Raw genomic sequence first — 13,114 nt, 5'->3', positions numbered from 1 at the left:
TTTCACGGTGGCACTGTTAAGTACAGCCACGGAAGCCGACGCCATGAGAAAGTCCGACACCTTTTCCTCATACACCGTTGTTGAGCCCATCAACGACGACACGCCCCTGCCCGACCTGAACTCCCTGCTCGGCATCCTCACGCGCATTCGCGCGGGTGAGGGAGCCGATGGGCTGCCCTGGCCCGAGAACGATGTGTCGCCCGGCCGCCGCGTGAGCCTGGCGAAGAGCGAACGCGCGATGGTGGGCGCGCTGACGGTGCTGGAGGTGCTGCACGCGGCAGACCGCTGCCGAGTGGCGGCGGAGCCGGAGCGGCATTTGGATGAGGGGGTTGTGGATGGGTTGTTTCTGGCTTGTAGAGGGTTGGTGGAGTGGGCTTGTCGGGAGGTTAGGCCGGAGTGACCTGTTCGATCGGAGCACACTTGCGATAGGGTTGATCGAGCGTCACATCGACCATTGCCCGCCCCACGCCAGTAGCGAACCTTCAACGCCTGAACTAGTCCGCTCCGTGGTGCGGCGTCGGCCTGAAACATCTGCTAGCAATCACTCATCTCGTTTATTAGTGATGCCGAACGGAATATGTACCGATGGAGCCACCTCGCTGGCCGTTACAAGGTGCCCCGATTGATCATCAAAGAAGATGTGTGGCTGCAGAACGTTCAAGACAAGCTTTTTTTCAACCCCGCCAAGGAAGAATGCATCATTCGCCATCACTCCCCAACTCTTCAACGTGTTGATAGCCCTCTCATGGGAGGGCGCATTCCTTGCCGTGACAATAGATACGCGAAGCCGATTTCTATAGGTTGAATCTTCTTTTCGCCTCTCTTCTTCTACCTTTTGAATCTTTGAAACCTTCAGCAAGAAGGCTTTGAGCGGACCGCCACCGAGCGGCTCCATAACGTTGGCAGTCTCATGATCGTGGAATTTTAAAACGTCCTTGGTGTTCTGCATAACTGTCTCAGCTGTGTCATCAGCAAGTACACCATCAAAGTCAAAGGCGATCCTTAAGGTTTTGTCTTGAGGGTCGTCGATCTTTTTTGAATCCATTACGTAGCCAGCCGGAAATCCCTTGGCGATGGCCTCAACAACATCGCTCTGGTTGGATGAAAGAAATAATGAAATATTCAAAGCTGGAATGTAATCGTATGGAGACAAACCTTGCTGGAAGATCGCACGAGTGATGCCCAAGGCGTGATGCTCGATAGACTTCATCACGCGAAGTCCTGTGTCCGGATCATTACGAGAAAGTAGAACGACCTCTATCAATGGTCCAACACCCGCGGGACTCAAATCATTCAGTGACAGCAGGCGTTTTATGAATGAAAAAGCAACTCCCTCACTCAACGGATCATTCTTATGAGCTTCCTGGTACTGCCGATAATTCTCCTCGCCCTGAGTCCTGAAAATTCGGTCTGATTCGGTCAAGTCAAACATGGCACTCGATGCGACACCAACCACCAGCCTGTCTTTCAACTCATATGCCATGACATTCCCCTGTGCGCGAGAAATAACTGATAGACGAACTCACCAATCCGGTTACACGACTCATCCACAGCGCATCGCACGCCCTCCGTTCTATAACTCAAATCCAGATCGAGCAAGTCCAGAAAATAGGCCTACGAATCGCCACTTCTCTAGACAATCTAAATACCGCATGAGGCTTCAGACCGAAGTCACATGAAAGCTCGCCTTGGATTTGGCGCCCTATGATCAGGAGTAGCCGCGCGTAACGAATGAATAAGGCCGATTCTCAAAGCAGCGTCAGCCTAGACGAATTGCTAGCCTTCAATGGCACCTACAATGTGGCGAGCGCGCTCATAGAGCTCATCAAAAGTAATCACCTCCGGCTGATGCAGGTTGCGACGATAAAGCTCGAAGGACCTTAGCTGCCCCTCATTCACACCATGCTCTCCGGAAAACTGCCCAAGCGTGCCGACAACAATAAAGGATCTCGGCGAGAAATTAAAAGCCTCTTCTGCCGTGGGAAAGCCTTTCTTGTCCGCGAGGCAGAGTCTTCCAAAAATAGTTTCCCCCGCGTAGGACACTGTGCCTTGCACTTGCGCCACTGCTCCAGATAGATACTCTGATGGTGCCCAGCAGCCCCTGCGATAATCAGAGGAGGCAAGTAGAGGTGTCTTATGCGTCTTGATTTCCACGAAACACAGGGTTGAGGCTAGCGCTCGTGTCTTTAGAAGCGCATCCACACGCTTCCCAGGCTGATCGACCTGGTAACCTCGAACCACTTGCTCAAGATTCTTGTCATCAAGCCCCGACGAATAAATGTAACTGAGTCCATATCCAAATATCCACTGATTGGCCTCGAAAAACTGCTGCCACAGCGCCTCATCCTTGCATTTCTTTCTTTTCTTTAAGTCATTGAAGTAGCTTTCGCTCTCTAGAAGTTTGGCAAAGACCTCAAGTTGTCTCTTACGGTATCCAAGCGCCACTAAGTCTCTCTTCGTAACGGAATGCCGCAGAACTTCCGCGATGAGTTCTTCGTTATCCACCACCAGCTCTTTCGCTTGGCGTGACGTAAGCGCGATTCTGCGCAACTCAGCATCAGAGATATTAACGGAGCTTCCATTCTCCAAGCTAACCGCCTGAATATTTGCGAGAAATTCACAAAAGCGCCCGATCTCCTCGCCCACGAATGAGAAGCCAGCACCATAGGGCATGCCAGTATCCGAAGAGAACTTCTGAATAGTGAGAACGAAGACACCCTTAGTGTCTTCGAGAAATTTCGCCCTGATGTAGGTGGCCGCATCGGGCTTTTGCCGCACGACAACTTCATCCCGCTCTTTGACGTACTCGTATCCATCCTTAGATGCCAGAACTTTCGACGCTATGCGAACTCGACGAGTCTTGTCTCCAAAGGCAGGAAGCGCTGGACTTATGTATGTCTTCCCGGGCTTAGGATGCTGATAGTTGTCCATGATCACCAGAAGATAGGGTGTGAAAGCCGGCTCTGAATTCGACCGCTCTGCCGAGCGGGTCAGACTCGAATGGATTGCTACGCGGTGGTCAAGAAGAACTCACTTATGCGCACCAGGTCGCTTCGGTCTAAAGCATGATTCTGAAGAATCTGCTGGAGCCTTTTCGACCCTGATGCCAGCCACTCCTCTACGAGCCGGTCAAATTCCGGCGTGCGCTCAATATCCGGAGCCAACCCACGGATATAAGCGTCCGAAATGGTCTGACACTCAATTCCCCGCTGTTTAGCGATCTGATGCACTACCCGAATCCTCACCCTTCGAACTGCACCTAGCTTATCGGGTTGGTAGCCACCGCGGATTCCTGCAAGAACCTGAAGAACATCCTCGATTTTCTGACTCATTGCCACACCCCTAGCAAACCACCTAATGTTGGATTTGACTGGAACGCAGAGCCATTGCGCACGGCGCATAATGCCAAAACTCGCGCGCACGCCGAACTACGTATTGGTTATAGCACATTGTGCATCCCCGCTCGCTGAGACCCCCAGTTTGCGCAGACTCGCTTCAAGAGAGTCACGTACTCCTCCACATCCTGACGATCGACCGCCACAGGATGAAAGTGCTCCGGAGGCGAATGCGACAAAAGGTTCCGGAGGTTGGCCCACGCCAGCAGTTCGGCAACATCGGCTTCGGCAGTCAGATACTCTTCAGCTGCCATGGCCTCCAGCTTGGCCTTCAATCCGAAGAGCGGCTTTCCCGGCTTTTTGGAAAGGTAGCGCACAACCATGATTGCCTCGAACATCCCCTGCAGCCGCCACAACGCGAACGACCAGAGTAGATCTTTCTCGAGATGGTTGTAGTAGTGGAGATCAGATGACACCTCGACGTGCGCATCGGCGAACTCAGGAGGAACATCAGCGCCTGAGAGCATTTGCTCTACACAGGCATCAGCATAGTCCGAGTATTTCTGAATGAGCCCTACAACTTCATCGAACTCATGGACATTCGGTCCATATAGCCAGTAGTCGTCCTCGGTCAGAACACGAAGGGCATCTCTCATGCGCTCTATCCACCTAGTAGACGGACATGTTGACCCGGTTACGCGACTCACCCACAAATCACCGTATAGCGGGCTGTCCCGTTGATATATCTAGTTCTTGGACCGACAAAGTCCAGTTAACATGCCAGTACTGCAGCCCGTCACTCCCGCAAGCTCAGCGATTACTGCAAGCAGGCCAGCCCCAAAAAAATCTATCTAGCCTGCGGAGCATCAGCAAGAGCCAGCAACATCTTCCGCGTTTCTTTATCGGGGCGGAGTGTCGTTGTCCCGCCATTGGAAGTGTAGACATGCACACGCCATGTAAATACCGCCCACCGTGTAATTTGGAACTTGGATGCCAAATCTCTCAACCAGCGATTGTCTGGCCCGAGCGGGACGCTCCAACTCCCAGTCTCTCCATCAGCCAATGGCTTCGGAATGCCGTGACCGAACTGATCTTGCACAAGCGCAATAATGCCATGCCTCTTCCAACGCCAAACTCCAAAGGTAAATCCAATATTATTTACTACTGTTGGTCGTTGCGAAATATTAGTGACTGAAACTGCAAAAACTTCTACCCGCGGCTGGCCTGGACCGATGATCAAGCGATGCCCAGCGTAGCCGCGAAGCTTTATCTTCTGGGAAGAATGAGCTACGTGCAAGGCAACTACTGCTGCCGCCAACGAGCCGATGCCTGATACCCAATCAGCGATAGATCCCCATTCGACTGCCATCATCCCCCCGAGATTTAAAGTCAAGTCGCCCCGGCTGGGCGACTAGTTGGGCTTGCATCCTCAGCGCGGACTCTAGCCTCCCGCGCCACCAATGATTCATCCTGATCGCGAGCCGTTCGACGCTCGCTTCCAACCGTACGCGGGCAACTAATAATGAATGGTCAGGGCACTCAAAGAGAACGCTCACCCTGAATCATCTCCGCCAGACAGCTGACCTGTCTACAACTCCCCCAATGCCTCCTCCTCTGGAGGCAACGGATTCTGGACGTGATGCCAGTCCAGCACGACGTGCCAGAAGACTCGCAACGGGGCCCCATAGGCAAACCCCTCAAACAATAAGGGCGCCTCTCGGCGCCCTCGTTCTTCAACTCATTCCCATTCAATAGTAGCCGGCGGCTTCCCCGAGATGTCATAGACAACCCTTGAAACCCCCCGCAACTCATTGATGATCCGGTTGCTCACCGTCCCCAGGAACTCATACGGCAGATGCGCCCAATGCGCCGTCATGAAGTCGATCGTCTCCACGGCCCGCAGCGCAATCACCCACTCATAAGCGCGCGCATCGCCCACCACGCCCACCGACTTCACCGGCAGGAACACGGCAAACGCCTGGCTGGTCTTGTCGTACAGGTCCGCCTTGCGCAGCTCGTCAATGAAGATGGCATCGGCCTTGGCCAGCAGTTCGGCGTATTCGCGCTTCACTTCGCCCAGAATGCGCACGCCCAGGCCCGGGCCCGGGAACGGATGGCGGTAAACCATGGTGCGCGGCAGGCCGAGTTCGACGCCCAGACGGCGCACTTCGTCCTTGAACAGCTCGCGCAGCGGCTCCACCAGACCCAGCTTCATGTGCTCCGGCAGGCCGCCCACGTTGTGATGGCTCTTGATCACATGCGCCTTGCCGGTCTTGCTGCCGGCCGACTCGATCACGTCCGGGTAGATGGTGCCCTGCGCCAGCCACTTGGCGTTCTTCAGCTTGTTCGACTCTTCGTCGAAGATCTCGACGAACAGGTTGCCGATGATCTTGCGCTTGGCTTCCGGGTCGCTCACGCCTTCCAGCGCGGCGAAGTAACGGTCGGCGGCATTCACGCGCACCACCTTTACGCCCATGTGCTCGGCAAACATCGCCATCACCTGGTCGCCTTCCTGCCAGCGCAGCAGGCCGGTATCCACGAACACGCAGGTCAGCTTTTCGCCGATGGCCTTGTGCAGCAGCGCGGCCACGACCGACGAATCGACGCCGCCGGACAGGCCCAGGATCACTTCGTCATCGCCCACCTGCTCGCGCACGCGGGCGATCTGGTCGTCGATGATGTTGGCGGCGGTCCACAGGGTCTGGCAGCCGCACACATCCACCACGAAGCGGCGCAGCAGCGCCTGGCCCTGCAGGGTGTGGGTCACTTCCGGGTGGAACTGCACGCCGTACCAGCGCTTTTCTTCGTTGGCCATGGCGGCCACCGGAATGCGGTCGGTGGTGGCGGTGATGGTGAAGCCCGGCGGCGCGACGGAGACGTGGTCGCCGTGGCTCATCCAGACATTCAGCTTCGGCTCGCCACCGTGGTCGCTCAGGCCCTTGAACAGTGCATCCGGGTTGATCACGTTCACTTCGGCGTGGCCAAACTCGCGCTGGTCCGCCGCTTCGGTGGCACCGCCCAGCTGTGCAGCCAGGGTCTGCATGCCGTAGCAGATGCCGAAGATCGGCAGGCCGCTGTCGAACACTTCCTGCGGCGCGGCCGGGGCGCCCGGCAGCGTAGTCGATTCCGGGCCACCGGACAGGATGATGCCCTTGGCGCCAAACGCCGCGATCTCGGCCGGGTTGTGGTCCCACGCCCAGATTTCGCAGTAGACGCCCAGCTCGCGGATGCGGCGGGCGATCAGCTGCGTGTACTGCGCGCCGAAATCGAGGATCAGGATCTTGTCGTTATGGATGTTGGTCATGGCGCCCTGGCAATGCAGTAGGGAAAACGAAATCAGATTTGCAGCAGCAGATGGAAAAAGAGGAACGGGAATCAGCTTCCTCGTTCCTCTTTGCCCGGCCCGCGTCAGGCGCGGTAGTTCGGCGGTTCCTTGGTGATCGTCACGTCGTGGACGTGGCTCTCACGCTGGCCGGCGCCGCTGATCTTCACGAACTTGGGCTTGCTGCGCATGTCTTCGATGGTGGCGCAGCCCACGTAGCCCATGGTGGCGCGCAGGCCGCCCATCAGCTGGTGGATGATGCCGCCCACCGGGCCGCGGTACGGCACGCGGCCTTCGATGCCTTCCGGCACCAGCTTGTCGGCGGTGGCGGCGTCCTGGAAGTAGCGGTCCTTCGACCCCTTCTCCATGGCAGCCAGCGAACCCATGCCGCGGTAGCTCTTGTACGAACGGCCCTGGTACAGCTCGGTCTCGCCCGGCGATTCTTCGGTACCGGCCAGCAGGCCGCCGACCATGATGGTCGAGGCACCGGCGGCCAGCGCCTTGCCGATGTCGCCCGAGTAGCGGATGCCACCGTCGGCGATCAGCGGGATGCGGTCCTGCAGCGCTTCGGCCACCAGGTCAATCGCGGTGACCTGCGGCACGCCGACGCCGGCGACGACGCGCGTGGTGCAGATCGAGCCCGGGCCGATGCCGACCTTCACTGCGTCCGCACCGCTGTCCAGCAGCGCCAGTGCGGCTTCGCCGGTGCAGATGTTGCCACCGATGACCTGCACGTTCGGGAAGTTCTTCTTGACCCAGCTGACGCGGTCCAGCACGCCCTGCGAGTGGCCGTGCGCGGTATCGACCACGATCACGTCCACGCCGGCGGCGACCAGCGCTTCCACGCGGCGGTCGGTATCGCCACCCACGCCGACGGCAGCGCCGACCAGCAGGCGGGTCGACAGATCCTTGGCAGCATTCGGGAAGTCGGTGTTCTTCTGGATGTCCTTGACGGTGATCAGGCCACGCAGTTCGAACGAATCATTGACCACCAGCACCTTCTCGATGCGGTTGCGGTGCAGCAGCTGCAGCACTTCATCAGACGCGGCGCCTTCCTTGACCGTGATCAGGCGATCCTTCTTGGTCATGATGTGGCGGACCGGATCGTCCAGCTCGGTCTCGAAGCGCATGTCGCGATGGGTCACGATGCCGGCCAGCAGGCCGTCGCTGCCCACCACCGGCACGCCGGAGATGTTGTGCGCCTGGGTCAGGGCCAGCACGTCGCGGATGGTGGTTTCCGGGCCGACGGTGATCGGGTCGCGGATGACACCGGCCTCGAACTTCTTGACCTTGGCCACTTCCGCGGCCTGCTGTTCCAGGCTGAGATTCTTGTGGATGATGCCCATGCCGCCGAGCTGTGCCATGGCGATGGCCAGGCGGGCTTCGGTGACGGTATCCATGGCTGCGGACAGGATCGGAAGCTTCAGCTTCAGGTCGCGAGTCAACCGCGTTTCGAGGTTGACGTCCTTGGGCAGGATGGTCGAATGAGCGGGGACGAGCGAGACGTCGTCGTAAGTGAGTGCTTCAGCCTGGATGCGCAGCATCGGCATACCCGAGATGTGGGGAAGCGCGACATTTTACCCTGTTTCCGCGCCGCGTGGCAGGGGGTAGATGCGACGCAGTGTCGCGCGGGCGGCGGTTGGTTCAGGGGGACTGGGTGGGTGCCAACCTTGGTTGGCACAATCCATCCGACACCCTGACCCCAGATGGGGCAAAGGCCTCTTCCTGCTTGTGCCAACCAAGGTTGGAACCTACCAGGGGCGGGTCATGCGGGGCATCCAAGTCACCCGGGAATTGCCTTGGGTGGGTGCCAACCTTGGTTGGCACAATCCATCCGGCACCCTCACCCCAGATGGGGCAAAGGCCTCTCCCTCCTTGTGCCAACCAAGGTTGGCACCCACCAACATCAGGTCTCCCCAATCGCAGGTCAGCTCAGCGCTTCGGCCGCTTCCAGGGTGTTCTGCATCAACGTGGCCACGGTCATCGGGCCGACGCCACCCGGCACCGGGGTGATCCAGCTCGCCCGCTGGGCAGCCGCTTCAAACCCAACATCGCCCACCAACCGGCCGTCATCCAACCGGTTGATACCGACGTCGATCACCACCGCGCCCGGCTTCACCCACTCGCCCGGCACGATGCCTGGGCGGCCCACCGCCACCACCAGGATGTCGGCGTTGCGCACGGCCTGTTCCAGCACGTCCTTGGGGGTGAACTTGTGGCAGCTGGTGACGGTGCAGCCGGCAATCAGCAGCTCCAGGCCCATCGGGCGGCCAACGTGGTTGCTCACGCCGACGATGGTGGCGTTGCGGCCGCGCACCGGCTGGTCGGTGTGGCCCAGCAGCGTGGTGATGCCGCGCGGGGTACACGGGCGCAGGCCGAACTCGCGCAGGGCCAGGTGGCCGACGTTTTCCGGGTGGAAGCCGTCCACGTCCTTGCGCGGGTCGATGCGCTGGATCAGCCGGCGCGCGTCCGGAATGCCCGGCAGCGGCAGCTGGATCAGGATGCCGTTGATCTTCGGGTCGGCGTTGAGCTGGTCGATCAGGTCGAGCAGCTCGGCTTCGGTGGTACCGGCCGGCAGATCGTAGTCATGCGCTTCGATACCGACCTTCTCGGCGGCGCGGCGCTTGTTGCGCACGTACACGGTCGAGGCCGGGTCGCCGCCCACCAGCACCACGGCCAGGCCCGGACGGCTGCCACCGGCGGCCACGCGGGCGTCGACGCGCACCTTCAGGCTGTCGAGCAGGTCCTCGGCGATGCGGCGGCCATCGAGGATGCGGGCAGGAAGCTGGGGGGCGGAATCGGTCATCGGGAGCGGGCGTGGGGCGGCGGGGACGCTATTGTCCCCGATTCAGGCCCCCTCGCCCACCGCCGCGCGTCGACACGTGCAGCGGTAGTGCCGGCCGCTGGCCGGCAACCTCATGGCGTCTGAACGTTTCCGTATCTACCGGTAGTGCCGGCCGCTGGCCGGCAATCTCATGACGCCGGAACGTTTCCGTATCTACCGGTAGTGCCGGCCGCTGGCCGGCAACCTCATGGCGTCGCAACGTTCCCGTATCTGCCGGTAGTGCCGGCCGCTGGCCGGCAACCTCATGGCGTAGGAACGTTTCCGTATCTGCCGGCCAGCGGCCGGCACTACCGACGGATGGTGCGCCAAGGTAGCCGGCCAGCGGCCGGCACTACCGGGGCTACTCTTCCTCTTCCGGCACATCCTGCGGGTTAAGCGTCTTGCTCGCGCGCTTCGGTGCAGTGAACGGGGTCGGCGTCGGTACGCCCTGCGCGCTGTTGCCGTAGATCATCCGCGCACCGGCATTCAAACCACCACCGGCAATCTCCAGCTCGAAGCGCTCCGCATCGCGGCGGCGGATCTGCTCAGCGATCTCCACCGCGTCATCCTCGTCCGCACCCAGTTCCACCAGTGCGGCCTGGCCGAACAGCACTGCCGATTCAAACGTCTCGCGGATCTGGAAATCGACACCGGCATGGATCAGCCGCAGCGAATGCTCGCGGTCGAACGAACGCACCATCAGCTTGGCCTGCGGGAACTCGTGCGCCACCAGTTCGACGATACGGTCAGCCGCTTCGGCCTTGTCCACGCACACCGCAATCGCGCGTGCAGTGGCGGCACCCGAGGCATGCAGCACGTCCAGACGCGTGCCATCGCCGTAGTAGATCTTGAAACCGAACCGCGCCGCGCTTTGGATCATCTCCACATCGTTGTCGATGATGGTCACGTCCACGTCGCGCGCCAGCAGCGACTGGCTGGCGACCTGGCCGAAGCGGCCGAAGCCGATCAGCAGCACGCTGCCGGACAGGCCATCGGCCTCGTCCACGCCATCCATGTTCACCGTCGGCTTCGGCGCCACGCGCTTGTAGACCAGCACCACCAGCGGGGTCAGCGCCATCGACAGCACCACCACGGCGGTGAAGTTGGCATTGATGTCCAGGTCGATCACGCCGGCCGATGCGGCGGCGGAGAACAGCACGAACGCGAACTCGCCGCCCTGCGCCATCAGCACGCCGCGATCCAGCGCCTGCGCGTGGTCGCTGCCCATGATGCGCGCCACCACGTAGATGCACAGCGCCTTGGCTGCCATCAACGCCAGCACCAGGCCGAGGATCAGCTGCCAGTGCGCGGCCACCACGCTCAGGTCCAGCGCCATGCCCACGCTGAGGAAGAACAGGCCGAGCAGGATGCCGCGGAACGGTTCGATGTCCGCTTCGATCTGGTGGCGGAAGGTCGACTCGCTCAACAGCACGCCGGCCAGGAACGCGCCCATCGCCATCGACAAGCCGGACAGCTGCATCAGCAGCGCCGCACCCAGCACCACCAGCAGCGCGGCGGCGGTCATCACCTCGCGCGCCTTCGATTCGGCTAGCACGCGGAACAGCGGGTTGAGCAGGAAGCGGCCGACCAGCACCAGGCCGACGATGGCACCGACGCCGATCGCCACCGACAGCCAGCGCGAGCCTTCGCCATCGGCGCTGCCCGCGCTCGGCGCCATCCATGCCACCAGCGCCAGCAACGGCACGATCAGCAGGTCTTCGAACAACAGGATCGAAACGATCTTCTGCCCCGACGGCAGCGCGATGTCACCGCGCTCGGCCAGCAGCTGCATCACCACTGCGGTGGAGGTCAGCACGAAGCCGGTGGCGCCGATGAAAGCCACCTGCCAGGGGAAGCCGAACAGCTTGGCGATGCTGGTCAGCACCAGCGCACAGGTGGCGATCTGCAGCGTGCCCAGCCCGAAGATTTCCTTGCGCAGGCTCCACAGGTGCGAGGGCCGCATTTCCAGGCCGATCACGAACAGGAACATCACCACGCCGAGCTCGGCGGTATGCAGGATCGCCTGCGGGTCGGAGAACCAGCCCAGCCCGAACGGTCCGATCGCAAGGCCGGCGGCGAAGTAGCCCAGCACCGAGCCCAGGCCGGCCCGGCGGAACAAAGGCACCATCACCACCGCCGCGCCCAACAGGGCCACGACCTTGACCAGCTCGCTGGTCGCTGCTTCTACCGCCATCCGGTGTTTTCCCCAAGATCCAGAATCGGGTTCAACAATAGAGCAATGCCGATGACGGCAATAGCACGCATGTTGCGCCGGATTGTCTTGGAGGTGGAACGATGTAAGGAGCGACCCCCAGCATCATCCCGAAACCCGATACATCCATCCACGCATGGCGTGGATCTACCGACGCATTAGTAGATCCACGCCATGCGTGGATGACGCCCCGGTGGGTTCACCCACCCCGGCAAAATGCGGCGTAATCGATATACCCCGGGAACGGCACCCCAGGCGCACACACCGGGCACTGCGGATCCGGCCGGATGCCGGTCTCGCGGAAGCGCATGCCCAGCGCATCGAAGCGCAGCAGGCGCCCCACCAGCGGCTCGCCGATGCCCAGCAGCAGCTTCAGCACCTCGGTGGCCTGCAGCACCCCGGCCAGCCCCGGCAGCACGCCCAGCACGCCGGCCTCGGAACAGTTCGGCGCGAACTCCGGCGGCGGCGGCTCGGGGAACAGGCAGCGGTAGCACGGCGCCACGCCGCGCTGGCGGCCGGCGTCAAACACGCTTACCTGGCCGTCAAAGCGCTCGATGGCGGCGTACACCAACGGCTTGGCGTGCTTGACGCAGGCATCGTTGAGCAGGTAGCGCAGCGGGAAGTTGTCCGAGCCGTCCAGCACCACGTCCACGCCGTGCATCAGCGCGTCCACATTCTCGGAGGTGATCCGCTCCGGCACCGCTTCGACCTCGATCGACGGGTTCAGCGCCAGCAGCCGCTCGCGTGCGGAATCGACCTTGAGCTGGCCGACGCTGGCTTCGGTATGCACGATCTGCCGGTGCAGGTTGCTGCGCTCCACGCGGTCATGGTCAGCGAAGCGCAGATGCCCTATCCCGGCCGCAGCCAGATAGAACCCCGCCGGTGCGCCCAGCCCGCCCGCGCCCAGCACCAGCACGCGCGACTGCTGCAGGCGGCGTTGACCCGCCTCGCCCACCTGCGGCAGCAGCAGATGGCGCGAATAGCGGTCGTAGAAGTCGCGGTCGGCCGCACTGGTCAGCGGCTGCACCAGCGGCAGCGACTGCTCGCGCCAAGCCACGGTGCCGCCCGTCACGGAAGCGACGTGGGCGTACCCGGCCTCCAGCAGGAACTGTGCGACGTCGGCCGAGCGCTTGCCACTCTGGCAGATCAGCAGGATTTCCTGGTCGTGCCGCGGCAGGTGCGCGGCCGGATCGGCCTGCAGCTCGCCCTTGGCCACGCCGCGCGCGCCCTCGGCCATGCCCCCGGCCCGTTCGTGCGCCTCGCGCACATCGATCAGCACGGCGCCATGGGTCAGGCGCTCGCGCGCCTGCGCGGGGGAAAGCTCTCGGATGCTCATGGCGGCATTATCGCGCAGGTGGTGCCGGGCCGCCTTGACCGATATCCGCAAACGCGGGGGTAGTGGGGGGGGGGGGGGGGGGGGG

General features: G+C 61.4%; 10 protein-coding genes. 1 reads left to right on the top strand and 9 read right to left on the bottom strand.

Annotation, left to right across the window (positions count from 1 at the left end; genetic code table 11):
• The first annotated feature begins 43 nt into the window (after positions 1-43).
• Positions 44-400: a hypothetical protein gene (locus tag ACMZPQ_RS15965; RefSeq protein ID WP_197580748.1), complete on the top strand. Its 357-nt coding sequence runs from the start codon at positions 44-46 to the stop codon at positions 398-400.
• Positions 401-541: 141 nt separating this feature from the next.
• Here the strand turns inward: ACMZPQ_RS15965 and ACMZPQ_RS15960 are convergent, their stop codons facing one another.
• The 9 genes from ACMZPQ_RS15960 to moeB all read right to left on the bottom strand — a co-directional run bounded on the left by ACMZPQ_RS15960 (position 542) and on the right by moeB (position 13,074).
• The gene (locus tag ACMZPQ_RS15960) at positions 542-1,483 is read right to left on the bottom strand and encodes a 5'-nucleotidase (protein WP_197580749.1); all 942 of its coding nucleotides are present in this window, start codon (positions 1,481-1,483) and stop codon (positions 542-544) included.
• Between the two features lie 293 nt (positions 1,484-1,776).
• The gene (locus ACMZPQ_RS15955) at positions 1,777-2,931 is read right to left on the bottom strand and encodes a Shedu immune nuclease family protein (protein WP_197580750.1); all 1,155 of its coding nucleotides are present in this window, start codon (positions 2,929-2,931) and stop codon (positions 1,777-1,779) included.
• A gap of 77 nt (positions 2,932-3,008) precedes the next feature.
• Complete coding sequence (locus ACMZPQ_RS15950) at positions 3,009-3,332, bottom strand: hypothetical protein (RefSeq protein WP_197580751.1); 324 nt, start codon at positions 3,330-3,332, stop codon at positions 3,009-3,011.
• A 107-nt stretch (positions 3,333-3,439) separates the two neighbouring features.
• The gene (locus ACMZPQ_RS15945; protein WP_197580752.1) at positions 3,440-3,991 is read right to left on the bottom strand and encodes a hypothetical protein; all 552 of its coding nucleotides are present in this window, start codon (positions 3,989-3,991) and stop codon (positions 3,440-3,442) included.
• Between the two features lie 1,082 nt (positions 3,992-5,073).
• Positions 5,074-6,639, bottom strand: a complete 1,566-nt coding sequence (gene guaA, locus ACMZPQ_RS15940; protein WP_005413109.1) for a glutamine-hydrolyzing GMP synthase — start codon at positions 6,637-6,639, stop codon at positions 5,074-5,076.
• Positions 6,640-6,743: 104 nt separating this feature from the next.
• Entirely contained in the window at positions 6,744-8,201 is a 1,458-nt protein-coding gene (gene guaB / locus ACMZPQ_RS15935; protein ID WP_005409308.1) for an IMP dehydrogenase, read from the bottom strand.
• Between the two features lie 383 nt (positions 8,202-8,584).
• The gene (gene folD / locus ACMZPQ_RS15930) at positions 8,585-9,463 is read right to left on the bottom strand and encodes a bifunctional methylenetetrahydrofolate dehydrogenase/methenyltetrahydrofolate cyclohydrolase FolD (RefSeq protein ID WP_014036908.1); all 879 of its coding nucleotides are present in this window, start codon (positions 9,461-9,463) and stop codon (positions 8,585-8,587) included.
• Positions 9,464-9,842: 379 nt separating this feature from the next.
• Positions 9,843-11,675: a monovalent cation:proton antiporter-2 (CPA2) family protein gene (locus tag ACMZPQ_RS15925; protein WP_197584434.1), complete on the bottom strand. Its 1,833-nt coding sequence runs from the start codon at positions 11,673-11,675 to the stop codon at positions 9,843-9,845.
• 217 nt (positions 11,676-11,892) lie between these two features.
• Entirely contained in the window at positions 11,893-13,074 is a 1,182-nt protein-coding gene (gene moeB, locus ACMZPQ_RS15920; RefSeq protein WP_414486175.1) for a molybdopterin-synthase adenylyltransferase MoeB, read from the bottom strand.
• Positions 13,075-13,114 lie beyond the last annotated feature (40 nt).

Origin of the sequence: Stenotrophomonas maltophilia, from assembly GCF_047497515.2 — a bacterium.
Lineage (GTDB): Bacteria > Pseudomonadota > Gammaproteobacteria > Xanthomonadales > Xanthomonadaceae > Stenotrophomonas.
Note: the sequence above shows the minus strand (reverse complement) of the source record. Positions and strands in the feature narration are given on the sequence as shown.

Excerpts from the sequence above, each read along its gene's own strand:
- ACMZPQ_RS15965 (WP_197580748.1), top strand. The coding sequence starts at position 44 with ATGAGAAAGTCCGACACCTTTTCCTCATACACCGTTGTTGAGCCCATC.
- ACMZPQ_RS15960 (WP_197580749.1), bottom strand. The coding sequence starts at position 1,483 with ATGGCATATGAGTTGAAAGACAGGCTGGTGGTTGGTGTCGCATCGAGT.
- ACMZPQ_RS15955 (WP_197580750.1), bottom strand. The coding sequence starts at position 2,931 with ATGGACAACTATCAGCATCCTAAGCCCGGGAAGACATACATAAGTCCA.
- ACMZPQ_RS15950 (WP_197580751.1), bottom strand. The coding sequence starts at position 3,332 with ATGAGTCAGAAAATCGAGGATGTTCTTCAGGTTCTTGCAGGAATCCGC.
- ACMZPQ_RS15945 (WP_197580752.1), bottom strand. The coding sequence starts at position 3,991 with ATGAGAGATGCCCTTCGTGTTCTGACCGAGGACGACTACTGGCTATAT.
- guaA (WP_005413109.1), bottom strand. The coding sequence starts at position 6,639 with ATGACCAACATCCATAACGACAAGATCCTGATCCTCGATTTCGGCGCG.
- guaB (WP_005409308.1), bottom strand. The coding sequence starts at position 8,201 with ATGCTGCGCATCCAGGCTGAAGCACTCACTTACGACGACGTCTCGCTC.
- folD (WP_014036908.1), bottom strand. The coding sequence starts at position 9,463 with ATGACCGATTCCGCCCCCCAGCTTCCTGCCCGCATCCTCGATGGCCGC.
- ACMZPQ_RS15925 (WP_197584434.1), bottom strand. The coding sequence starts at position 11,675 with ATGGCGGTAGAAGCAGCGACCAGCGAGCTGGTCAAGGTCGTGGCCCTG.